The sequence below is a fragment of the Agathobacter ruminis genome, assembly GCF_002735305.1.
Lineage (GTDB): Bacteria > Bacillota > Clostridia > Lachnospirales > Lachnospiraceae > Roseburia > Roseburia ruminis.
The window spans coordinates 34,491-58,719 of the sequence record NZ_PDYG01000056.1 but is presented as its reverse complement, the minus strand read 5'-3'; the positions used below and the strand labels follow the sequence as shown (position 1 = coordinate 58,719).

Annotated in this window: 23 protein-coding genes and 4 tRNA genes; 22 read left to right on the top strand and 5 right to left on the bottom strand. The window is 44.9% G+C overall.

The genetic code is table 11. From position 1 onward, the window contains the following. Positions 1–70: 70 nt before the first annotated feature. The 4 genes from CSX02_RS08260 (at position 71) to CSX02_RS08245 (ending at position 440) form a co-directional block, all read left to right on the top strand. Positions 71–144: transfer RNA gene (locus CSX02_RS08260), tRNA-Asp, on the top strand. 18 nt (positions 145–162) lie between these two features. Next, positions 163–235: transfer RNA gene (locus CSX02_RS08255), tRNA-Val, on the top strand. Between the two features lie 19 nt (positions 236–254). Further along, a tRNA-Leu gene (locus CSX02_RS08250) sits at positions 255–338 on the top strand. Positions 339–366: 28 nt separating this feature from the next. Then, a tRNA-Arg gene (locus CSX02_RS08245) sits at positions 367–440 on the top strand. Positions 441–994: 554 nt separating this feature from the next. On the opposite strand, the gene CSX02_RS08240 is transcribed toward CSX02_RS08245, so the two are convergent. After that, entirely contained in the window at positions 995–1,519 is a 525-nt protein-coding gene (locus CSX02_RS08240; protein ID WP_099386317.1) for an SH3 domain-containing protein, read from the bottom strand. A 505-nt stretch (positions 1,520–2,024) separates the two neighbouring features. After that, positions 2,025–2,363, bottom strand: a complete 339-nt coding sequence (locus tag CSX02_RS08235; RefSeq protein WP_242970448.1) for a hypothetical protein — start codon at positions 2,361–2,363, stop codon at positions 2,025–2,027. A gap of 469 nt (positions 2,364–2,832) precedes the next feature. Here CSX02_RS08235 and CSX02_RS13550 point away from each other — a divergent pair, with 469 nt between their 5' ends. The 8 genes from CSX02_RS13550 (at position 2,833) to CSX02_RS08200 (ending at position 9,352) form a co-directional block, all read left to right on the top strand. Next, the gene (locus CSX02_RS13550; RefSeq protein ID WP_189281442.1) at positions 2,833–3,147 is read left to right on the top strand and encodes a hypothetical protein; all 315 of its coding nucleotides are present in this window, start codon (positions 2,833–2,835) and stop codon (positions 3,145–3,147) included. Beyond that, on the top strand, positions 3,110–3,778 hold the full coding sequence (locus CSX02_RS08230; protein WP_242970447.1) for a hypothetical protein: 669 nt from the start codon (positions 3,110–3,112) through the stop codon (positions 3,776–3,778). The genes CSX02_RS13550 and CSX02_RS08230 overlap by 38 nt, the downstream gene beginning before the upstream one ends. A gap of 76 nt (positions 3,779–3,854) precedes the next feature. Continuing rightward, complete coding sequence (locus CSX02_RS08225) at positions 3,855–4,613, top strand: YdcF family protein (RefSeq protein WP_099386314.1); 759 nt, start codon at positions 3,855–3,857, stop codon at positions 4,611–4,613. A 21-nt stretch (positions 4,614–4,634) separates the two neighbouring features. Then, positions 4,635–4,889, top strand: coding sequence for a DUF6171 family protein (locus CSX02_RS08220; protein ID WP_099386313.1), 255 nt, complete (start codon positions 4,635–4,637; stop codon positions 4,887–4,889). A 105-nt stretch (positions 4,890–4,994) separates the two neighbouring features. Beyond that, the gene (locus CSX02_RS08215; RefSeq protein ID WP_099386312.1) at positions 4,995–6,500 is read left to right on the top strand and encodes an alpha-N-arabinofuranosidase; all 1,506 of its coding nucleotides are present in this window, start codon (positions 4,995–4,997) and stop codon (positions 6,498–6,500) included. A gap of 119 nt (positions 6,501–6,619) precedes the next feature. Beyond that, the gene (locus CSX02_RS08210; RefSeq protein ID WP_099386311.1) at positions 6,620–7,558 is read left to right on the top strand and encodes a PfkB family carbohydrate kinase; all 939 of its coding nucleotides are present in this window, start codon (positions 6,620–6,622) and stop codon (positions 7,556–7,558) included. 66 nt (positions 7,559–7,624) lie between these two features. Beyond that, positions 7,625–8,170, top strand: coding sequence for a TIGR01440 family protein (locus tag CSX02_RS08205; RefSeq protein WP_099386310.1), 546 nt, complete (start codon positions 7,625–7,627; stop codon positions 8,168–8,170). A gap of 21 nt (positions 8,171–8,191) precedes the next feature. Then, positions 8,192–9,352: a phospholipase D-like domain-containing protein gene (locus CSX02_RS08200; RefSeq protein ID WP_099386309.1), complete on the top strand. Its 1,161-nt coding sequence runs from the start codon at positions 8,192–8,194 to the stop codon at positions 9,350–9,352. On the opposite strand, the gene CSX02_RS08195 is transcribed toward CSX02_RS08200, so the two are convergent. Beyond that, positions 9,289–10,089, bottom strand: coding sequence for a PHP domain-containing protein (locus tag CSX02_RS08195; RefSeq protein WP_189281441.1), 801 nt, complete (start codon positions 10,087–10,089; stop codon positions 9,289–9,291). The genes CSX02_RS08200 and CSX02_RS08195 overlap by 64 nt on opposite strands. Before the next feature lie 118 nt (positions 10,090–10,207). Continuing rightward, on the bottom strand, positions 10,208–12,643 hold the full coding sequence (locus CSX02_RS08190; RefSeq protein ID WP_099386307.1) for a GH36-type glycosyl hydrolase domain-containing protein: 2,436 nt from the start codon (positions 12,641–12,643) through the stop codon (positions 10,208–10,210). 333 nt (positions 12,644–12,976) lie between these two features. Between CSX02_RS08190 and CSX02_RS08185 the strand changes: the two genes are divergently transcribed. From CSX02_RS08185 to CSX02_RS08170, 4 genes are all read left to right on the top strand, one after another. Next, positions 12,977–13,993 (top strand): LacI family DNA-binding transcriptional regulator, encoded by a 1,017-nt coding sequence (locus tag CSX02_RS08185; RefSeq protein WP_099386306.1) that lies wholly within the window; start codon positions 12,977–12,979, stop codon positions 13,991–13,993. A gap of 78 nt (positions 13,994–14,071) precedes the next feature. Then, positions 14,072–15,451 (top strand): ABC transporter substrate-binding protein, encoded by a 1,380-nt coding sequence (locus CSX02_RS08180; RefSeq protein ID WP_099386305.1) that lies wholly within the window; start codon positions 14,072–14,074, stop codon positions 15,449–15,451. A 91-nt stretch (positions 15,452–15,542) separates the two neighbouring features. Next, positions 15,543–16,457, top strand: coding sequence for a carbohydrate ABC transporter permease (locus CSX02_RS08175; protein ID WP_099386304.1), 915 nt, complete (start codon positions 15,543–15,545; stop codon positions 16,455–16,457). Between the two features lie 13 nt (positions 16,458–16,470). After that, the gene (locus CSX02_RS08170; RefSeq protein WP_099386303.1) at positions 16,471–17,328 is read left to right on the top strand and encodes a carbohydrate ABC transporter permease; all 858 of its coding nucleotides are present in this window, start codon (positions 16,471–16,473) and stop codon (positions 17,326–17,328) included. Between the two features lie 97 nt (positions 17,329–17,425). Here CSX02_RS08170 and CSX02_RS08165 read toward each other — a convergent pair whose 3' ends face one another. Then, entirely contained in the window at positions 17,426–18,055 is a 630-nt protein-coding gene (locus tag CSX02_RS08165; RefSeq protein WP_099386302.1) for a 4'-phosphopantetheinyl transferase family protein, read from the bottom strand. Positions 18,056–18,131: 76 nt separating this feature from the next. Here CSX02_RS08165 and hypB (CSX02_RS08160) point away from each other — a divergent pair, with 76 nt between their 5' ends. The 6 genes from hypB (CSX02_RS08160) (at position 18,132) to CSX02_RS08135 (ending at position 24,228) form a co-directional block, all read left to right on the top strand. Then, a complete protein-coding gene (gene hypB, locus CSX02_RS08160) occupies positions 18,132–18,785 on the top strand; it encodes a hydrogenase nickel incorporation protein HypB (protein ID WP_099386301.1) in 654 nt (217 codons plus the stop codon). An 83-nt stretch (positions 18,786–18,868) separates the two neighbouring features. Beyond that, the gene (gene hypB, locus CSX02_RS08155) at positions 18,869–19,528 is read left to right on the top strand and encodes a hydrogenase nickel incorporation protein HypB (RefSeq protein ID WP_099386300.1); all 660 of its coding nucleotides are present in this window, start codon (positions 18,869–18,871) and stop codon (positions 19,526–19,528) included. A gap of 12 nt (positions 19,529–19,540) precedes the next feature. Next, a complete protein-coding gene (locus CSX02_RS08150; protein WP_099386299.1) occupies positions 19,541–20,296 on the top strand; it encodes a TMEM164 family acyltransferase in 756 nt (251 codons plus the stop codon). A 15-nt stretch (positions 20,297–20,311) separates the two neighbouring features. Continuing rightward, a complete protein-coding gene (locus tag CSX02_RS08145) occupies positions 20,312–21,457 on the top strand; it encodes a THUMP domain-containing class I SAM-dependent RNA methyltransferase (protein WP_099386298.1) in 1,146 nt (381 codons plus the stop codon). Positions 21,458–21,460: 3 nt separating this feature from the next. Beyond that, on the top strand, positions 21,461–23,170 hold the full coding sequence (locus CSX02_RS08140) for a lectin like domain-containing protein (protein WP_099386297.1): 1,710 nt from the start codon (positions 21,461–21,463) through the stop codon (positions 23,168–23,170). Further along, complete coding sequence (locus CSX02_RS08135; RefSeq protein WP_099386296.1) at positions 23,167–24,228, top strand: N-acetylmuramoyl-L-alanine amidase family protein; 1,062 nt, start codon at positions 23,167–23,169, stop codon at positions 24,226–24,228. The genes CSX02_RS08140 and CSX02_RS08135 overlap by 4 nt, the downstream gene beginning before the upstream one ends. Position 24,229 lies beyond the last annotated feature (1 nt).

Below are 24,229 nucleotides of genomic sequence, written 5' to 3'. Positions count from 1 at the left end.
CAATGGTTAGGCATTAAAGTTTGTAAGAGATGTGAATGTATGAAGTTTTGAAGGTATAATCCTTTAAGTTGGCCTAGTGGCTCAGTTGGTTAGAGCGCCGCCCTGTCACGGCGGAGGTCACGGGTTCGAGTCCCGTCTGGGTCGTTTGAATGAAAATGTTCTGGGATCTTAGCTCAGCTGGGAGAGCATCTGCCTTACAAGCAGAGGGTCACAGGTTCGAGCCCTGTAGGTCCCATTTACACAATTTAGTGTATGCCGGCGTGGCGGAATTGGCAGACGCGCAGGACTTAAAATCCTGTGGTAGCGATATCGTACCGGTTCGACCCCGGTCGCCGGCATTGTCGCAAGACAGGTTAAAATAAATATGTGTGTGTAGCTCAGCTGGATAGAGCACTTGGCTACGGACCAAGGTGTCGGGGGTTCGAATCCTCTCACGCACGTTAATTGCAAGAAAAAGCAGGACAGTAAATGTCCTGCTTTTTTCTTGCAACGAACCTCCGGTTCGGATTCGAACGGGTTCGATCTCAGGGCGTTGCAAGCAAGCCCTTCGGTCGGTTCAGCGGGAAAAAGGTCCACCGGACCTTTTTCTACTTCCGCTTCACCCTCTCACGCACGGGTATCGGTTCGGATTCGAATAGGTTCGATCTCGCCTGCCGGTCTACGTTCCACTCCGGTCGTGCCAAAACCGACATCCGCCGGATGTCGGTTTTGGCACGGTCGTTGCTGCTGCTTCGCAGCGTCGTCCACAGGACGACCGCAACCTCTCACGCACTAGCGACCGCGGATGATTCGAACGGGTTCGATCTCAGGACATTGAAAGCAAGCCCTTCGGTCGGTTCAGCGGGAAAAAGGTCCACCGGACCTTTTTCTACTTCCGCTTTACCCTCTCACGCACGTTATTACATGAAAAAGCATCCACAAAGTGGATGCTTTTTCATGATAAAAGATTGCTATTTCAATAAAAAAGGGTATCGTTAAATTTCGTAACGTCAGTTTATTGTGAATTATACGCACTTAAATCTTGGCACTTTTGGAACACTTTTTTGAATTTCTCAACGACTTCTTTATTTGTGCTGAGAAGAAGGACGCATGAACTGTCCCATGGCACGATTTCCATCGTTGCAAGAGGATGCTGAATGGAGGGAGGATTTTTCCAAAAGCCTTCATATCCATTTGACTCCGGAAGCGGATATTTCAGAATCTCATCAAGCGGAATACTTTTTTCAAATCCGGAAAGGACACCCCAAATCCATTGAGAATCGTCTTCCGAAATAATTTTTGTAAGTTCTTCTCCGGATAGAAAGTAGTAATCTGGTGCAGAAATCGCTATCGGCTTTCCGTCTTCGTGCTTCCAATGCACACTCGTATTGAGTGCATCTAATCTGCTGTTATGGGCAACGATTTCGGTATCTGTAATCAGCCAATTGTACTCAACCTGCCTGTTTTCAATAGCGTCGAGAACAGATTTGAGATAGGTATAATAGCGGCAGCTCTCCTTGTCAATTACACCATAAACCATGCGCTCTCCTCCGATCGTAATCTTTCTTAAAATGATAACAGAAAAGCAATAGGATTGCTATTGTTAAAATAGCAATCCTATTCTGTTAGATCGATCGCAGATGAAATGAGATTGCAGAAGAGGCAAAAAGACATCAGGATTTTGCAAATGTGGTTGCAACTTATCAAAGACATAAGTTAATAAAAAAATAAGGCAAAGGATAACCAATCAATATTGATTGGTTATTCTTATTTATGGATGAAATTCCACGAATTATCTATTTTTCATAGATATAGTTGGTCTCCATAAAAAAATGGAGCAAGCATAAGCCTGCTCCATTGTGATTACAAATTTTCGCGCTTATAGGGGCGAAATCCTAATAACATCGTTCACCTTTAATGGAAGTGAGACTCCAATAGATGTGTAATCGCATCTTTTCTAGGCTAATTATAACAAGATAGTGGAAATTGGCAATGTTTAGTTGGATTTACTGGTGTCTTCAATCTGATAAAATGTCGCATGAGCATTACGCGGTCATCCTCCATATCTTTTTGTCAGGCTCATAATAGAGTCGAATGAGTTTGAGCTGGCCGAGGAGGATAATTTTGCATACAAAAATAAGGGTGCAATCGGTGATATAAACGCCGTCTGCAGTGGTATGTGTGCCTTGATGTGTGAGCAGCTGGTATTCGTGGATTTTATGGATTTGATAGATGCCGTCTTCGTCCAGCAGGCGGATTCGTAGCGGGATCAGTTCCCCGTCTCGGGTGTGCTGGCAGATGACATCGACAGCGATTGGCTGCATGACATGTCCTCCTTTCTGTGTACAAGTATTATAGAACGGATGTTCGAGAAAGTAAAGCAAAACTTTCGCTCTTTACGCATCCCTTTCACTGTTTCTCTCCTATCACTCGTCTCTGCTCCCAATCCTATTTAGTCTCCCTCCGTCCATGCGCTGCCTCCCCTGCCTTCACACGATAGGCGAGGAGGCTTAGATTCTCCAAAGCCGTACGCGCTGCTTCAAGAGGCTGTCCTTTCACCGATTTTGCACTTCGACAAACTGTCTTTTCCACGCAAACATATTGGATACGATTGTATCTCTTTCCTGGGCCATATAGACCGGTAGAGGAACATCGTTGGAAGTGCGCTTAGTAAAACAGAAGCCGATTTTGCGACGCGCTCGATACGAACCGCCACGGATGGCGGTGAGAGTCGATGGCGTCCCGGATGGACGCTCTGAGACGGTGTCGAGCGCTCAAAACCGGCTTCGTCGTTTTACTTAGCAAGCGGACTGTGTTCCGAACCGGTCTATATGGCCCAGGAAAGGACTACAAATGATTGGATGTTTGCGTGGAAAAGACTGTGCCGGAGAAGTGCAAAAAGTTGAAAGAACAGCTTCATTCAAAGAAGCAGCGTGTGGCTTTGCTGAGAATCTTGCCTCCAAATGCCCTGTGAGAAGGCAGGGGGAGGCAGCATACGGGCGGAGAGAGAGAAGAGGATGCGGAGTGAGTGAGGACTGTGAATGGGGGCGAAAGTTTGGTATAATAGAGGGCGTTAGAGAATTGGAAGCAAAGAGACGGAAGATATATGGATATCAGAGAGAGACAGTTTTTGGAAAAAGAAATCCCGCATTTTCAGCGCGAGATTAAGAATTTGTATCGCAAATTTGACCGGGAATTCGGCTTGCATGGAGCGGAGGTTCCGATTAAGTTTTCGTTTGAAGAAAATGTACTTGGATCTTATTCTCCGAAAAGCGAAATGACGCAGGAGCATTTTACATTTTCTTTGTATTTTATCAGTTTCATGAATAAGGATCCGATGCATCATTTGGACAAAATTGATTTGTATGCACATGAGTATGCGCATTATATGCAATACCATTATGAGATTCCGCAGAAACACCTGTGGCAGCCGGGCAAGCACGGCAGTGCATGGAAATATTGCTGTTCGCTGGTGGGTGCGGCGCCGACTGAGTTTTACCGGATTGGAGAGGGGCTGAAGAAGCATGATTATGAGAAGGCACTCTACAATCCGCATGCGGACAAAAATTATGTGCTCAAGGACAGACGCTCACAGGAGCAGATGTATGAGGACAAGCGCAGGCGTGTGATACAATATGCAGTCGGGGAAGAAATCGAACACCCGAAATACGGCAAAGGAATCATTGAGGAAATCAAACCGTATGATCGCGGTGTTCATTTGAACATCCGGTTCAAAGATGAAAGCAAACTGATTGATCAGGCGTGGCTTGCACGCACACGATACAAGAAGCGGACATAGCAAAAAGACCGGGAATGGGCATAAAAACGGACATGGAAAAAATCAGAAGAGGATAGTAGAAGGGAGAAGAAATAAAATGGAACATAATCAGTCGAAAAAAAGAGGAATCCTGTTGGCGCTGTATGCGGTTCTGGCAGTGGTCTGCGTTGCTTACGGACTTATGGTACGGGCCTTGGGCAGCGGAACAGGATTTTTTATTGTATGGATAGGAATCGGAATTGTTTTTGCATTTTTTGCAATTGCGGTCCGCATTTGTCTGTGGCAGAAATTGCCGGCGGCCGTCAAGGGGATCTTTCTTGCGATGGTTGCAGTCTTTGTCTGTATTATGGTGGTGGTGGAAGGCTTTGTGATTTCCCATCTGAACGATAAGGGGCAGGAAGGGCTGGATTATATCATTGTGCTTGGGGCACAGGTTTCGGACAGTGGACCAAGCCCGATTCTGCGATACCGCCTGGATGCGGCAATCAAATATTTGGAGGACAATCCGGATACGGTATGCATTGTCTCCGGCGGACAGGGAAAGAATGAGCCGATGCCGGAGGCTTATGTGATGGGAGATTATCTGCGGGAGCGCGGGATCTCGGATGCGCGGATTCTGGAGGAACCGGATTCGAAGACCACGGAGCAGAATGTCTCTAACAGCATGAGAATGATCAGACCGAACAGTTCCGTTGGACTGGTGACCAATGATTTTCACGTGTTCCGTGCGCTGCAGACGGCAAAGAAAAAAGGACTGACCAATGTGACCGGAATCGCAGCATATTCTCCGGCAACCTATTTGCCTAACAATCTGTTGCGCGAATTCTTCGGAGAAATCAAATTCTTATTATTCTAGGAACAGGATTGCGAAAAAGGGATGGAGCAGGAAAAGAAACGCTTTTGCAAAAAATGCCTGATGCGAGAAATGGCAGAGGCAGATGCGGCGATGATAGAAAAATACAAAGAAGCGATTCGGATGGAAGACCGCGTAGACACGCCGGTTTACGAAAGGCGTCTGGCAGAGTGCAAGAATTGTGAAAAACTCAATGCGGGAACCTGCATGGCATGTGGATGCTATGTGGAATTGCGCGCCCTCAGTCCGGTGAGCAAATGTCCGGATAAACATTGGTAGGTTTCGCAATTATTCAAAAGGATAGAGCAAGAAATATATATCTTTTCAATGAGCTTGTTGGTAAAAATGAATTAGAAAAACAGAAGGGGGATCTAATTTTTTATTATGGCAAAATTAGTTATCAATGATGCGAAAGAACTGAGCACAATTGCACCGGAAATTTACGGACATTTTTCGGAGCATCTGGGCCGCTGTATTTATGAAGGTTTATATGTGGGGGAGCATTCGGATATTCCGAATACAAACGGAATGCGTACGGATGTGGTTGAGGCTTTGAAGGCAATCAACATTCCGGTATTGCGCTGGCCGGGAGGATGCTTCGCGGATGAATATCATTGGAGAGACGGTATCGGCGACAAGGCAACCCGCAAGAAGATGATCAATACCCACTGGGGCGGGGTAGTGGAAGACAACAGCTTTGGAACCCATGAATTTATGGAACTGTGTCGCCAACTTGGATGCAAGACTTATGTCAATGGCAATCTGGGCAGCGGAACGGTGCAGGAGATGAGCGAATGGGTAGAATATATGACCTTTGAAGGGGTTTCTCCGATGGCCGACCTGCGCAAGGCAAACGGACATGAGGCACCGTGGAAAGTGGATTATTTCGGCGTGGGAAATGAGAACTGGGGCTGCGGCGGCAATATGACACCGGATTATTATGCGAATGAATATCGCAGATATCAGACTTATGTGCGCAATTATAACGCAGACCAGCCAATCAAAAAGATTTGTTGCGGACCGAATGTCGATGATTATCATTGGACAGAGCGTGTCATGAAAACCTGTTTTGAGCATACACCGGCAGAACATCATGGATTTATGGATCTGATTTCATTGCACCATTATGTATTTCCGGAAGGATGGGATATCAAGGGCAGTGCGACCGATTTCAATGAAGAGGGATGGTACAAGACCATGAGCAAAGCGCTCTTTATGGATACCCTGATTCGCCGTCACAGCGCCATCATCGACCAGTATGATCCGGACAAAAAAGTCGGATTGGCTGTGGATGAGTGGGGCACATGGTATACCGTGGAGCCGGGAACCAATCCGGGATTTTTGTATCAGCAAAATACATTGCGCGATGCGCTCGTGGCAGGTGTTACCCTGAATATTTTCAACAAACATTCCGACCGTGTGCGTCTGGCCTGCATCGCACAGCTTGTCAATGTGCTGCAGTCGGTAATTTTGACAGAAGGCGAGCAAATGATCAAGACACCAACCTATCATGTGTTCCATATGTATCGCCATCATCAGGGCGCGCAACTGCTTGCATCTGAGTTGAGCGATGTGTCAGAGATCGGAGTGGATGAATGGAAGGTTCCTGCTGTCAACGAATCTGTTTCGCGCAAAGACGGAATCATTACGATTACATTAAACAATCTTTCTGCGACAGAGGAGAACAGACTGGAAATCACCTTGACCGAAAAGAACGCATATGAGCTTGTGGAAGCCAATATTGTAACCGCAGATGATGTTCATACCCATAATACTTTTGAGGCGCCGGAAAACCTCACAGAGACAAAATTTACGGCATTGCAGATAAATGGAAATCATCTGACCGTGACACTTCCGGCAGCATCTGTTGTCGAGATTCGAATCAAATAAAAAACGGAAAGGACCGACAGTCTGCGGTCCTTTTTTGATGCGGATTTCGGTAAGATGCGGCAGAGTTTACGGGATGCGGAAATTGTGTTACAATATGGGCTCAAACAGGAGGAAGAAGAATGGGAATTGTAGTTGTTGGAGCAGTATTTGTAGACATAAAGGGATATCCGGATACAAAATTTATTCCGGGAGGACGCAATGTCGGACGTGTCCTGCAGGTGCATGGAGGTGTATGTAGAAATGTGGCGGAGGACATTGCAAATATCGAGCTGAAACCGACCTTTGTCAGTGTCGTGGATCACACGGGTATTTCGGATGATGTACTCAGCAAATTAAAAAGACACAAGATCGATACAACCTATGTGCGCAGGACAGAGAATGGACTTGGCACCTGGCTGGCGGTCTTTGATAATGGCGGAGATGTCGTGGCATCGGTATCCAAACGGCCGGATCTGAGTGAAATCGGCAGGATATTTGAAGAACATGGCGACGAGATTGTGCGGGATGCGGATAGCATTGTCGTGGAAATTGACATGGAAGCATCAATTTTGAAGACGATTTTTCAGCTGGCAGAGAAATATCAAAAAAAGGTATATGCAATCGTATCCAATATGTCGATTGCAGTGGAGCGCAGGGACTTGTTGAAAAAGACAGATTGCGTGGTGTGCAATCTCGAGGAGTCGGGCATTTTGTTTTCGGAGGATTACAGCGAGAAAATGCCGGAAGAAATGGCAGAGATTCTGACCAGAAAGCTCTTGCTCTCACAGATTCCGAAGATGATTGTGACAATGGGAGAAAGAGGCGCTGTATGGGCTGACGGTGAGGGAAATCATGGCATTTGCCCACCGCAAAAAGTAACTGTGGTAGATACGACCGGATGCGGAGATGCATTCTTTGCAGGTGTGGCTGTCGGTCTGACCTATGGCAAGGATCTGGCGGAGTCTTGCACCATCGGTACACGACTCGCATCATCCGTGATCGCAACCAAAGAAAATGTTTGCCCGCGTTTCCTTCCGGAGGAGTTTTCACTCGCTTTAGACGGCGGACTTTCCCGATAAATCTTGAAATTATGCGGGATTGTGCTATGATTAGAAGTTGTGAGAACAAGAGATAGGAGTAGCACAATGTACGAAGAAATCAAGAAACAGGCAGAAGCTGTTACGAGAGAAATCTGCGAAAAAGCAAATTTAAAAAAAGGACAGATTCTGGTGGTGGGATGTTCCTCATCAGAAGTCTGCGGAGATAAAATCGGAAGCAATTCCAATCTGGAAGTGGCACAGGCAGTCTTTGGCGGCATTTATGAAGTGACATGCGAAAAGGGCATTTATTTGGCTGCACAGTGCTGTGAACATCTGAACCGTGCAATTATTATCGAGCAGGAAGCGGTTCCGTTTGCGGAAATTGTCAATGTGGTACCACAGCCAAAGGCCGGTGGATCATTCGGCACAACTGCATACAAGACATTTGCACATCCTGTTGCAGTAGAGGAAATCAAAGCGGATGCGGGCATTGATATCGGTGATACCCTGATTGGAATGCATCTGAAAAAAGTTGCGGTTCCGGTTCGTCTGGAGCATCATGAGATCGGAAGTGCACATATTGTGGCAGCAAGAGTCCGCCCGAAATACATCGGCGGAGAGCGTGCGCATTACGATACAACATTGGAATAGACAAAGATACCGGTGACAGAGATGAAATGGATTCTGGCAGCGCTTATTGTTTTGGTATATTGCTATCTACTGGTCGCTCCGCTGCTGCGGCGCAAGGCAATTCCAAAGGAATTACAAAAGAAAAAGGATCTGGATGGGGAATGCAATTTGCGCATACGCATCCTAAAGGACGCAGAGGAATCATTTGCGGAATATCTGCGCCTGATTGATCATGCGCGGACGAGCATCCATATTGTTGCGAGTACATTTGAGGACAACAATGTCGGCAATGTGATGCTGGCTGCACTCTATACTGCAGCAACCAAGGGGATTCATGTGCGCATTCTGTTGGATGCGAAGCATATCCGTCTGAGTAGAAGCGGGAAACAGTATATTCAATGTCTGCTTTCCATGTCAAATGTAACAATCTGTGACTATGCACGATTTCATATATGGGCGCCATGGAGGCTGTTTGACTGCCTACACATGGACTTTCTGGTCGCGGATGGTCAGATTGCGGTATTCGAGCAACACGCTCTGCTTGTTCAGATGGACGAACAGGGCAATCCCGCAGAGACAGGGACGGTATCACATCTGGAGGACTGTTTTGAGGCGCTGATGGCGCATCATAAGACTGCAAAGCACCACATCTGTACCCTTGCCAATCGTGCAAAAACAGAACATGCCAAAGCGCATCTGGATCGTCTGTATCAGCATGTCGGACGGCGTAATGTCAGTTGGTTTGCAACGGAGGATTATGCAGAAGTTACCGAACCTGTCGCGGCGGCAGCAGTGTTGTACAATCCGGCATTGTTCTATCAGGTTACGGAATGGATGCGTCAGTCAGAGGAACAGGCCCGAATTCAGACGGCGGATATCAAATTGGATTTGTATATGACGAATCGTCTGATGCAATTGTGTAATTACGGAAAAGGCGCAATCCTGCAGATCAATGCTCCGTTACAGGGGCGGATGATTGAAAAAATAAAAAGAACCGGCGCGACCATAGAGGAGGCACCGGACGATGATTACGGAATGGAGAAGGGAAGCACATTCTCGATTGGAAATACAATCTTTGGACTAGGCTCCATGTCATGGGAAAAGCGCTGCGCCTATGTCAATTCCGAGATATATTTGATTTATAAGATGTCAGCATCGATTTCCATGCCAAACGGGACATCGGGTTTGACGGATTCCCCGTGAAAATCGGATCCACAACTGCATAACAAATGATTTTGAATGGCCAGGCGTCTGTAAAAGGCGACCTGGTTTTTTGTATGTTTAAAATAATACACTTCCAACCCGTCAAGCCCCGCTTCACACAACTCGACAATCAGACTTTCCTGCCATCGTTTTCCCATTTTTAAAAGCCCGGGATGCGCCAGAAATGCCTTGCCTCCCGCACTGTGAATGAGTGAGATGGCCTCCTGAGGAGTCGGTTTCTTACGGTCTGTGGCAGCATGAAAAGCGGGCGTGTTCAAATACCGGTCAAAAGCTTCCTGCCGTGTCCGGACAAAGCCGTTTTGCTGCAGATATTGTGCAAAATGCGGGCGCCCAAGCGAACCGTCATTCTTTTCCGGCAGATCATTTCGCGTGATGGGGATGCCCAGACTGTTCAAATAATCAATGATTCTTTGACCGCGGCTCAGGCGGCTTTTTTTATATTCTTCGCAGGCTTGTATCAGCGCAGGCGTTGTTTCGTCAATCCGGAGTCCGAGGATATGAATCTCTTCTCCGAGCTGAGTGCTGATTTCAATGCCAGGAATAAAATTGACATCATATTGCAGGGCAGCCAGGCGCGCCTCCGCAATGCCATCTATTGTGTCATGATCTGTGAGTGCGTAAAGACTTAGATTGTGTTCCTTTGCCATTTTTACCAGCTCACGAGGGCGGTACTGGCCGTCGGATGCGGTTGAGTGCGTATGCAGATCGACTCTCATAGAAACCTCCTTTATCGCTTCCATTATAGCATATTGCAAATGAAAAGAGCTGACATAGAATGTCAGCTCTTAAAAAAGGATTGGGAATATGAAAAAAGAAAATTAGTGTGTAACTAGTTTAGCCCATTACGACTTCGACATTGTATGTCTTCTTGCCGGCTTCGTATGGAATGACAGTTCCGTCTACAGTCACGCCGTCAACAACCAGAGCGCGTACACCCTTTTCCACATGGGAAGGATTGGTGACTTTGATGTTGTAGGTACCTTCACGGAATTTTCTGGTCAGCGTAAAGTCTCCAAAATCCTTTGGAATACAAGGATCGATGGAAAGACCGCTGTGTGTCGGATAAAGTCCGAGAATGTACTGGGAAATGTTAACAAATGTCCATGCAGCAGTTCCGGTCAACCAGCTGTTCTTCGCTTCACCATGTCTAGGTGCATCTGCACCGGCAACCATCTGTGAATATACATATGGCTCAGTGCGATGAATCTCGCTGATATCCTCGATATATGCAGGACAGGTCTTCTTGTAAACTTCGAATGCGCGATCGCCACGTCCGATGGTTGTTTCTGCGATGGAAACCCATGGATTGTTGTGACAGAAGATTCCGGCATTCTCTTTGTATCCAGGCGGGTAAGATGAAATTTCGCCGAGCTCGAGGTGATATTTGGTATAAGCCGGCTGCAAAATCATCACGCCGTATTTGGTATCGAGACGCTCTTTTACAGAATCAAGTGCCTTGCGTGGCAGGCCTTCCGCCATACCGATTCCGGCAAGTGAACAGAATCCGTTGGACTCGATATAAATCTGTCCTTCTTCGCATTCGCGGGAACCGATTTTGTTGCCATATGCATCATATGCACGGACAAACCATGAACCATCCCATCCGGAAATCATAACAGCATTGACCATGTCTTCAACCTGTGCGCGTGCATAAGCTGCTTCGTCGGTCATATTGAGCTGTTCGCAAAGCTGTGCATATTCCTCTCCGTATTTTACAAACATGCCGGCGATGAATACAGATTCCGCAACAGGTCCTTCGCTTGGACCGAATGTCTGGAATGACTCACCCGGATGCTCGGAGAAGCAGTTTAAGTTCAAACAATCGTTCCAGTCGGCACGACCGATCAATGGAAGATTGTGTGGTCCCTTGTGGTTGACAATGTAGTCGAATGAACGCTTTAAGTGTTCCATCAGGGTAGTTGCCTTTGACTCGTCATTGTCATACGGTACAGACTCATTCAGGATTGAAAGGTCTCCGGTCTCGCGCACATAAGCGCTGGTTCCGGCGATGAGCCAGAGCGGGTCGTCATTGAAACCGCTTCCGATGTCGGAATTGCCTTTTTTGGTCAGAGGTTGATATTGATGGTAGGCACTTCCGTCTTCGAACTGTGTTGAAGCAATATCAATGATTCTTTCTCTGGCGCGTTCCGGAATCAAATGTACAAAGCCCAGCAGATCCTGGCAGGAATCACGGAATCCCATTCCGCGACCGATACCGGATTCGTAGTATGAAGCCGAGCGTGACATATTGAAGGTAACCATACACTGATACTGGTTCCAAATGTTGACCATTCGGTTGACCTTATCATTGTTGGATTCGAGATGGTAACGGGAAAGAAGTCCATCCCAATATTCGTTTAATTCGGCAAATGCCTTTTCTACATCGGCATCTGTGCGATATTTGTCAAGTAAAGCTTTTGCAGGAGCCTTGTTTACAACATTCAGTGACTCGAATTTGAGATCCTGCGGATTCTCGCAATAGCCCAATACAAATACAAATGATCTGGATTCGCCCGGTGCGAGTTTGATGTTAATCTGATGTGATGCAATCGGACTCCATCCGCTTGCAATAGAATTGGTAGCCTGGCCGTTTAATACGACATCCGGCTTGTCCGGTCCGTTGTATGCTCCAAGGAAATCATCACGGCTGGTATCGAAACCATCGATATCTGTATTTACAGAATATACCGCGAAATGATTACGGCGCTCACGATACTCGGTTTTGTGATAAATGGTGGAACCGATTACTTCAACTTCTCCGATGCTTAAGTTACGCTGGAAGTTTTTCATATCGTCATCGGCATTCCACAGACACCATTCCACATAAGAGAAAACAGATAACTGTTTTTCCTCGGAAGAGTCATTGGTGATGACAAGCTGCTGCAATTCGCAGGTGTCATTCATTGGCACAAAAGCCAGAATCTTTGCGGTTACGCCATTTTTTGCTCCCATGAAGCGGCTATATCCGATTCCATGGCGACACTCATAAGCGTCGAGCGGTGTTTTGGTTGGCTGCCAACCTGGATTCCAAACGGTATCCCCGTCTTTAATGTAAAAATACTTTCCGTTTGTATCCAGCGGACTATCGTTGTAACGATATCTGGTCAAACGAAGAAGCTTGGCATCTTTGTAAAAAGAGTATCCACCACAGGTGTTTGAAATCAGACTAAAGAATTCATTGCATCCTAAATAGTTGATCCAAGGCAGTGGAGTCTTCGGAGATGTGATTACATATTCTTTGTTGTTGTCGTCAAAATATCCGTACTTCATTGAGATCCTCCTATATTTACGAAAACGATTAAGTTATCGTATATCCGCATTATATCGTGGTTTTTGAAGGAATGCAATAGTAATTTTCGCATATTTTGGCAGAAATACTTCCAAAGTGGGGAGTGAAAAGTTGCCTATAATAGAAGAAACAGAAATGTTATCGGGAAAAATTGATAAAAATGATTATCAAAATTTGTATAAAGACACCAAAGTTGGTTAATATGACGAAAAATAGTACTAAAGTACATTGCGGGAATTGCGGTTCTGGATTATATTGAAATTGCGAAAACGATTAAGGAAGTCCTTTTCGGACACAACAAAGAGGTTTAAAAAATGGTTTCACTGAAGGATATTGCTTCAGCATGCGGGGTATCGGTTGCCACCGTCAGCAAGGCGTTAAACAACCATACAGATATTGGAGCTGATACGAAAGCACGTGTGCAGCAAATGGCACAGGAGATGGGGTACCATCCAAATGCAGCGGCACGGACGCTGAAGACAAACAGAACATATAACATCGGTGTCCTGTTTATCGACGGTAATCATAGTGGACTGACACACGACTTCTTCAATCATGTGCTTGACAGTTTCAAACGAACGGCAGAAGCACACGGATATGACATTACATTTATTAACAATGGACGGATGCAGAATCGCAAGATGACTTATCTTGAACATGCGCGTTACCGCAATTTTGACGGAGTGGTAATTGCCTGTGTGGAATTCTCGGAACCGGAGATCATCGAACTGGTCAACAGCGATGTACCGGTAGTCACCATTGACCACTTATTTAATAACAGAATTGCCGTGATGTCCGACAATGTCGGCGGCATGCAGCAGCTGACCCGATATGTGATCGGAAAAGGACATCGCAAAATCGCTTATATTCACGGTTTGCCATCAGCGGTAACCTCGGCGCGATTGTCTTCTTTTTACAAGACACTCGAAGAAAACGGAATTGCAGTTCCGGATGAATATGTTCGTGAAGCGGCCTACCGCAGTACGGACGAGACATATCGGGAAACACGCAGTCTGCTGGAACTCGACGAACCGCCGACATGTATTCTTTATCCTGATGATTTTGCCTGCATCGGAGGCATAAACGCAATCCGGGAAAAAGGACTTCGGATTCCGGAAGATATATCCGTAGCCGGATATGACGGAATTGAAATCGGACTTCATATGTTGCCGCAGCTGACCACATTGGCGCAGAACATGGACGCAATCGGAGCGACGGCAGCAGAACAATTAATTGATTTGATCGAGAAACCAAAGACGACCCTCATTCAGCCAAATATCATTGTTGGCGAAGTCAGAGAGGGCGGATCGGTAGCAGCACCTCGATCATAAATTACGATTACTATTGCGAATGCGATAATAATAAATCTTTTATGAAAGTTTTATAAACAACAAGGGAGGTAAACATTCATGAAAAGAAAACTCATTAGCGCACTTTTGTGTGCAGCAATGGCAACAACTTTACTCGCTGGCTGCGGTGGAAAGACAACCGACACAAACAAGGCAAACAACGCTAGCAGCAACAACGAAGCAAAAGACGGCGGAGATGTTTTAAACATTTATGTTTGGAACACCGAGTGGCAGGAGAGAGTAGTTGCTTACTATCCGAATTACGAGAAGGTTGATGACACAACCGGTAAGATCGGAGATGTAACTGTAAACTGGGTTATCACAGCAAACCAGGACAACGCTTATCAGAATAAGTTGGACGAGGCACTTGATAATCAGGCTACCGCAAAAGATGATGATAAGGTAGATATCTTCCTCATCGAGGCTGACTATGCATTAAAGTATGTTGATACTCCAGATGCTCTTCCATTATCTGAACTCGGACTTGACGATTCTGTATTTGCTAACCAGTATCAGTACACTAAGGATGTTGTAACTGATTCAAATGGTCAGTTAAAGGGTGCATCATGGCAGGGCTGCCCAGGTGCATTGATTTACAACAGAGAAATCGCTAAGAAGGTATTAGGTACCGATGATCCTGCAAAGGTTCAGGAGGCAGTTTCTGACTGGGATAAGTACGCTGAGACCGCTGCTAAGATGCAGGCAGCTGGATATTTTATGACTGCAGGTGCTACTGATTCTTACCGTGTATTCTCTAACAACGTAAGTTCTAAGTGGGTTGTTGATGGAAAGATTAACATCGACCCTAACATCAAGAAGTGGGTTGATATGACCAAGGAGCAGGCAGACAAGAAGCAGATTAACTCAGCATCTTCTTACAACTTATGGCAGGAAGACTGGAAGAAGGGATTCTTTACAGATACCGCTAACGTATTCTGCTACTTTGGACCGGCTTGGTTCATCGATTTCTCAATGTCATGTGATCAGGATGGATCTGTTGGTTCAGCAGGTGGCTGGGCTGTTACTCAGGGACCACAGGGATTCTTCTGGGGCGGAACTTGGATCTGCGCAGCAAACGGAACCGACAACAAGGATTTAGTTGCTGATATCATCAAGACTATGACTACTGATCCTACTGTTCTTTCTAAGATCGTAGAAGAGAAGTCTGACTTCGTAAATGACCAGACCATCATGGAGAAGTATGCAAAGGATGAGAAGTTTGGAAACAAGTACCTTGGCGGACAGAACCCATATGGTATCTTCGCTTCAGGCGTATCTTCTGTAAGCCTTGCAAACCAGTCTGCATATGATCAGGGATGCAACGAAGAATTCCAGAATGCTATGACTGACTACTTCGCAGGAAAAGCAACTTACGAAGAAGCATTACAGACATTCTACAACAAGATTACTGCTAAATATCCGGATATCAAGGCTGAATAATTTTGTCTTAATTATCTGAAATAAAAGCAACTTTTAAGCGCCTGCCTGGTTGCCGGGCAGGCGCATTTTTAGAGAATGAGGAGGCAAAATTATGAAGAAGAAGAAAAGCAGCAATGTGGTTAAATATAATCGCTGGGGCTACATTTTCTTGATTCCATTTTTTGTAACATTTATTGTATTTCAGCTGATTCCTTTGTTTGGTACATTTTGGAATAGCTTTTTTGAAAATTATCGTTCAGGCCGCCAGCAGATTGGCCCAAACTTTATTGGAATTGAAAATTTTAAGACGATTATTACATCAGGTTTGATTTGGAAATATGCGAGAAATACTCTGATTATGTGGGTACTTGGTTTCGTTCCGCAGATTTTCTTCTCCCTTTTATTAGGAGCTTGGTTTTCAGATAAACGATTAAGCATTAAGGCATCAGGATTTTTTAAGACAGTTATCTATTTGCCGAACTTGATCATGGCATCTGCTTTCGCAATGTTATTCTTTACTTTGTTTTCTGAAGGTGGACCAGTCAATTCTATTTTGGTAAATCTTCATATTTTAAAAGAACCATTTGCATTTTTGAATGATATCGCAGCAACCAGAGGATTGGTTGGATTAATGAACTTTGTAATGTGGTTTGGAAATACAACCTTGCTTTTGTTGGCCGGAATGCTCGGAATTGATCCTTCCCTGTATGAAGCGGCAGAAGTAGATGGTGCGACATCCACGCAGAAATTTTTCCGCATTACACTTCCGATTTTGAAGCCGATTTTAGTATATGTAGTAATTACTTCATTAATCGGTGGATTACAAATGTTTGATGTTCCTAGTGTCCTTACAAACGGAAAAGGAAATCCAATGGAAACATCTATGACATTGATTATGTACTTAAATAATCACTTGTATAGCAAGAACTTTGGACTTGCAGGAACGGTTTCTGTTCTCTTGTTCTTAATTACAGGAATTCTCAGTTTCATTGTATTTAAAGTAAGCAATGAGAAAAATGTAAAGTAGAAAGGAGTACAGGATGAAAAACAATACGACAAGCAAAGGTTTGGGAATTCACACAAGAAGAGCCATAGCCTATATCATTTTAATATTATTATCATTTTTCTGTCTGATCTGGTTCTTTATTCTTTTTATTAATGCAACCAGAGCAAACAGTGAGTTGGGAACCGGTTTTACCATTGTCCCGGGAACGTATTTGTTGAAGAATTGGGAAACCATGATTCATCGACCAATCCCGATTGTACGAGGAATGTTTAACAGTTTATTTGTTGCAACTATGTCAGCAATTCTCTGTACATATTTCTCTTCCATGACGGCTTATGCAATTCATGCTTATGAGTTTAAGGCTCGTAAAGCGGTATTTACCTTGATTCTTATGATTATGACCATTCCTACGCAGGTATCTGCGCTTGGTTTTATTCAGTTGATTGGAAATATCGGACTTAGAGATAGCCATTGGGCATTGATTCTTCCGTCTATTGCAGCGCCGGTTACTTTCTTCTATATGAAACAGTATATGGACTCCACACTTCCGCTTTCTTTAATTGAAGCAGCAAGAATTGATGGAGCCGGTGAGTTTAAAATTTTTAATACCATGGTCGTTCCGCTTATGAAACCGGCAATCGCCGTTCAGGCTATTTTCTGTTTCGTAGGAAGTTGGAACAACTTCTTCGTACCGACTTTGGTATTGGATACGGAAACAAAGAAAACATTACCAATTCTGATTGCAGAACTTCGTAATACCGACTGGGCAACATTTGATATGGGTGCCGTATATATGTCAATCGCGTTCTCAATCTTCCCGGTAATTATTGTTTACCTGATTCTTTCTAAACATATTGTTGGAGGAATGACATTAGGAGGCGTTAAGGGTTAAGTTTCCTTTTATAAAATAGTATGTTGCAAATAAAATGCACACCCCTATTTGTTGATAAACGGATGGGGGTGTGCATTTGTTTTATAAATTTGATTTCTTAATCAATATGATTCAGTTTCAAAGTAAAGTCGTCATTTTTCATGGCAACAGCAATCATGTGGTTCGCTAGCTTAATATGTTTGCAAATCCAGGTATCAAACAGCTCTGGGTTTTTGAGCGGATCTTTATAAAAGCCGGATCCATCAGCTTTTAATACCGCTTCCACGGTGGTCCATAGGCGGGAAAATACAACCGGCTCGTCTAATGATGCTGCATAATATTCTGAAAGTAAGGAAGGTATGAGTACGCGCTTTGCTGTGATTTCGCGATGATGTCTTGCTTTTTCCGAAAGATTATCAGGGATTTCTTCGATGTCAGCGCCAAGAATGTTTTTATCATCGGAGACGGCTAAAATCGTATAATCCCTTGCGTGTGAAAGACAAAAATTCCTTGAACCGTCCGGATAGGAAAGGCATCCATTTTCATCGATGCAAAACTGCTCGTCGGAAGTAATCTGAAGGCATTTTTTTAACAAGGTTCCGCTGCAATACAATTCCACTTTTCTTTTTTGATTTTTGACCGCGGAGATGGCATTGGTATAGTGTGGTGCGATTGCGTTGCCGGCAGCGTCTAATAGGTCCTGTGTAATTTCATTATGTTTTATAAAGTAGATATTAACGATATTCATGTTTTTATGATATAATAAAATTACATGTCTGAGGGTGGGGATCCTATGCAGGACCTACCCTCGTGAATAATTCAGGATTATCGATTTAAAAAAGACAATTTTGGAAGACAATGATGCGGATGCAGAGGTGCTTCGCAAAGAATTGACGGAAAAGAAATTGGTATATATAAATGTGATGTCATCGCCGGGATCCGGCAAGACAACCACATTGCTGGCAACCATCCGCGGACTGAAGAATCAGTTTCGTGTCGGCGTGATGGAGGCAGATATTGATTCTGATGTGGACGCAAAGAAAATTGCGGATGCGGGAATTCCGGCCGTGCAGCTTCATACAGGAGGAATGTGCCACCTGGATGCAGACATGTCACGACAGGGGATGCGTGCGCTCGGCTGTGAGAATCTCGATGTCGTTTTCCTGGAAAATGTGGGCAATCTCGTATGTCCTGCAGAGTTTGATACCGGCGCACAGCTGAATGTAGTGATTTTATCGGTGCCGGAAGGACATGACAAGCCGTTGAAATACCCATTGGTATTCGAGAAATGTTCTGTGGTATTGATCAACAAGATGGATGCTTTACCGGCATTTTCATTTGATCTGGATAAAGTGACAGAATATGTGCATGAGAGAAATCCTCAGGCAAAAGTATTCCCGATTTCGGCAAAGACCGGAGAGGGTGTGGATGCGTGGTGTGCGTATCTTGCGGAGGAAGTGCGCAGGCTGCAGTCATAAATCTGAAACGACAGGGCTGAAACAGTTCATATAACAACTGTTCATAATGAAAGCTATTAATTATAGAAGAAACGGATGAGAATATGAAAGTAATCGAAGTACATCAGAGCGTTTATGCAATCAATGATGCAATTGCTGAGGAGACGCGCAGAAAGTTAAAAGAAGACAAGACCTTTATGGTCAACCTGATGGCATCACCGGGAGCCGGAAAGACGACCACCCTGTTAAAAACCATCGAAAAATTGAACGGAAAATATAAGATTGGAGTCATGGAAGCGGATATCGATGCGACTGTAGATGCCGAGACCATGGCAGATGCCGGCGTCGCCTCCATCCAGGTTCACACCGGTGGAGAATGTGCGATGGATGCAGAGATGACCGCACAGGCAATCGAAGAATTTCAGACCAGCCAATATGATCTGCTCTTTTTGGAGAATGTAGGCAATCTGGTTTGCCCGGCAGAAACCGATACCGGAGCATCACGCAATGTAGCCATCCTTTCTATTCCGGAAGGGGATGACAAGCCATTGAAATATCCATTGATGTTTGAAGTGTGCCAGGCAGTATTGATTAACAAAATTGACACCAGAGAATATTTTGATTTTGATGATGAGGCCGTCATTTCACATATCCATGACCTGAATCCGGATGCAAAAATCTTTTTCGTATCTGCGAAGACCGGGGAAGGCTTTGATGAATGGATTGCTTGGCTGACAGCCCAGGTGGATGCGTGGAACGCATAAAGGAGCAAAAGAATGTTGGAATTTTATGAGAAAACAATGGATTTGCTTGCAATTCCGATGCATCAGATCAGGCCGTATTCGATAGAACATTTTGAAATTGCAGCCATTGTTGTAGTGTCGGCAATTCTGGTGGCATTTTTGTTTGCAAAGACAGGCGCGAGCAGAGCCGGTGTGATTGCAACTTTTTCGGTTGTTTTGCTTTTGTTTGAAATTTTAAAACAGTGTCTGCTGACACATGTCCGTGGCTCATACGGATGGTCGGATTTTCCGTGGCAATTGTGCAGCATTCCATTATATGTGACTTTGGCATATCCGCATATGAAAAAGGGGCGTGATACTGCCGATGTATTTTTGATGACATTTGGATTTCTGGGCGGGGCGGCAGCTTTGATTGTTCCGGAAAGCTCATTTTATCCTTACTTGTTATTGACGATTCAATCGCTCGTATGGCACGGGATTCTGCTGATGCTGTCATTGTATCTGATGATGAGCTGTGCAAAGAGTCGCAGCGTACAGGCATTCCGCCCGGCAGCAGTATGGTATCTCCTGGCAGCTGTAATCGCGATTGTGATCAATTTTGTTACAAAGGACATATCGCGCGGAGCGAGCAATATGTTTTTCCTCGGACCGAATTATCCGCATATGTACATCCTGAATGCAATTTATAAGGCATATGGATGGATTGTCGAATCTGTTGCAATGATTCTTGCAACGCTTGCGGCGGCATTTGTGGTATATTTTGTGTCCGGTGTAGGAAAGCGCAAATAGAAAAGACAGGAAAATATGAAGACATTTCAGTTGATTGTGCCTTGTCATTTTGGACTTGAGGCAGTGACAAAAAGAGAAATATATGATCTCGGATATGAGATTACCCGCGTTGAAGACGGGCGCATTACATTTGAAGGGGATGCGGAAGCAATATGCCGCGCAAATGTATTTTTGCGGACTGCAGAACGTGTACTTTTGCAGGTGGGCAGATTCCATGCGGAGACATTCGACGAATTATTTGAAGGAATCAAAGCGCTTCCATGGGAGGAATATATCCCACAGGACGGCAAATTCTGGGTGACAAAAGCATCCTCGATTAAGAGCAAATTATTTTCGCCATCCGATATCCAGTCTATCGCAAAAAAGGCGATGGTTGAGCGCATGAAGCAACATTATCATGTGAACTGGTTTCCGGAAGATGGTGCGCCATATCCCGTACGCATCTTTTTGATGAAAGATGAAGTGACAGTGGCACTGGATACTTCCGGAGATTCGCTGCATAAGCGCGGATATCGTACCTTGAGCAGTCGTGCACCGATTACGGAGACACTGGCGGCTGCATTGATTATGCTGACTCCTTGGCATGCAGATCGCATTCTGGTCGATCCGTTTTGCGGAAGCGGTACGTTTCCGATTGAGGCAGCGATGATGGCTGCCAATATCGCACCGGGAATGAATCGTGATTTTACGGCAGAGCAATGGACGAATCTGATCGAGCGACAATTGTGGTATGATACCGTCGAGGAAGCGCGTGATCAGATCAATACGGATGTCGATGTGGATATTCAGGGATATGATATCGATGGGGAAGTGGTAAAAGCCGCACGCGAAAATGCACAGCGGGCAGGCGTAGACCATCTGATTCATTTTCAGCAGAGAGCAGTTGCAGATTTGCGACATCCGAAAAAATATGGATTCATCATTACCAATCCTCCATATGGAGAGCGATTGGAAGATAAGGAAGACCTGCCGTATTTGTATACCCAGATTGGAGATGTATACAGAGGACTGGATTCCTGGTCGATGTATATGATTACGAGTTATGAAGATGCGGAAAAATATGTCGGCCGCAAGGCAGACAAGAACCGTAAGATTTATAATGGTATGATTAAGACTTATTTCTATCAGTTTATGGGACCGAAACCACCGAAGAGAAAATAGACCATGAAATTTGCAAAGAGATATTTATTTTTTCTGGTAATCCTTGGATTACTGTTCTTTGGAAAATTTTATATTACGACGATTGATGCCTCTTCACTGAGTGATTTCCGAGGCGGAAATCTGCAACCGGAAGTATGGGATCCGCTGGTGGCAGAATCTGTCAATGCGGGTAATTTGCGCGTCCTGATTGATAATCATGAATTCAGCAATGTATCCATGGATATCTATATGGACAGCCACCGCAATATTATGGTGCCAATCCGGATTCTGCGTGATTCGATGAACTGCAGCATCCATGTGTATCGCGAGAAGACGGTTCTGGTAGAAAAGCATGATTATGTGGTTTCCTTTACGCTGGGCGACCAGCAGGCGGATGTCAACGGCAAGCGTGTGGATCTTTCGACACCACTTGTGAAAAAGGATGAGCAGTTTTATCTGGCGCTGAATGACCTGTCGGATTTACTGGATTATACATCTAATTTTGATATGGCAGATAACCAATATGTGACTGCGGATTCTTCCGACAGTAGTTCGATGTTTCCGGCAAAGTATGATTTGCGTGAGCGCGAGCGGATTTCGTCTGTGCGCAATCAGCTACAATACGGAACATGTTGGGGATTTGCGGCCGTTTCTGCACTGGAATCATCGCTTTTGCCGGAAAAGAACAGTACTTTTTCTGTAGACCATATGGTATTGGCAAACTCCTATCATGTGAATTTGTATGATGGTGGTGATTATACCATGGGAATGGCTTATCTGGCTGCATGGCAGGGACCGGTCTATGAAAAGGATGATCCATACGGAGATGCCAAGACCGATACGAAGCTCAAACCGGTTGCACATGTGCAGGAAATGCGCGTGATTGACGGAAAGGATTATGAGGCCATCAAAAAGGCGGTATTCCTTTACGGAGGTGTGCAGAGCTCCCTCTACAGCACCATTCAAAGCGCTTATGCAAGCGATGATAACTACAATCGCGCTACGGCATCTTACTGCTATATCGGTACCAGAAAACCGAATCATGATGTCGTTATTATCGGATGGGATGACAATTATCCAAAAGAAAATTTTAATACGCACCTCGAGGGAGATGGCGCATTTATCTGCCAGAACAGCTGGGGCGAAAACTTTGGGGATAAAGGCATATTTTATGTATCCTATTATGATACCAATATCGGAACACACAATGTGGTCTACAGTCGTTTGGAGTCTGTAGACAACTATGATCATATCTATCAGAGCGATCTGTGTGGATGGGTAGGCAAGATTGGATATGAAAAGGAATCCATTTACGGGGCCAATGTGTTTACGGCAAAACATGATGAGGAAGTGGCTGCCGCATCATTTTATGCGACAGGTGCCAATTCCAAATATGAATTGTATGTGGTATCGGATTTTAAGAATACTGCAAGCTTTTCTAATGCAATAAAAGTAGCCGCAGGATCCCTGGAACAGGCCGGTTATTATACCATTGATTTTGAGCATCCTGTTCCGGTAAATGAGGGAGACGAGTATGCGGTGCTATTATATATCTCGACGCCTGACAGCCTGCATCCGCTGGCAATCGAATATGATTCCGGCAATGAGGCATTGCAGGATGTAGATTTAAAAGATGGAGAAGGTTATATCAGCTATAATGGCAAGACCTTCATCAATGTAAAGGAAAAGCAGGATTGCAATTTGTGCATCAAGGCTTTTACAAATGATCGATGATAGAAAAGAAAATATTACGATGGTCTTCGGTAGTGATTCTGGGTGTCATGATTGCAACATTTATCTTTTTGCACTATTATCCTATGATTCAGATGAGCTATTCGGTGGTAGAAGACTTGGAGGATGAATCTTCGCCGGGGACAAAACAGCTCGCAAACAGCAAAGCGCCGGAAACGGTTGTGGAGAACCGGGAAGAATTACAGGGAAAATTAAAGATGGAATTGCCGGACGACGTCGCAGGACCGGCAGTGACAGTTGAGAATCATTATCTCGAGCAGACGGTATATGTGAAATTTCCGACAACCTGCGCAGACTATTTTTCTGAATACAGTCTGCAGGGCAGTAGTGATACCATTTCTTCAATCGGTTATTATACCGAGGATGGAGTCGGTGTGATGGCGATTCAGATGAGCCGTCTGTACGAAGTGGAACATCAATTTGAAAAGGGAAGCGTCTATCTGACTTTTGTGGATCCGCATGATATCTATGACAAGGTGATTGTGGTGGATGCCGGACATGGTACCGGAGCAAAGGGGGGAGCGACGATGGCCGGGGTGGATGAGGCTGAACTGAATCTTGCAATTGTGCTTCAGTTAAAGAAACTGCTGGATGCCAGCGACCTGAATATTGGCGTATATTATACCCGTTTAAACGAGTGGGATGTGAGCCTGCAGGATCGTGCGCGTCTGGCCAATGCGGCACATGCGGACCTGTTTATCAGTGTGCATAACAATGCCTACCAATCGGACCATTGGAGCTATATCAATGGTACAAGTGTATTATACAGTCAATCAGACAATGCAGAACATAACAGCAAACGATTCGCGGAATTGTGTTTGAATCACTTGCTGAAAGAATTGGGCAGCAATCGACGCGGACTGGTTGAGGGCGATAGCAAGTATATCATCCGAACGGCCGAATGCCCGGTTGCGCTGGTTGAAATCGGATATATGACCAACCGCGATGAATTTAATAAACTGGTTACACCGGAATATCAAAAGAAAGCCGCCCGCGCAATTTACAATGCAATGGTGCAGGCATTTGAGGAAGGATTTTAAC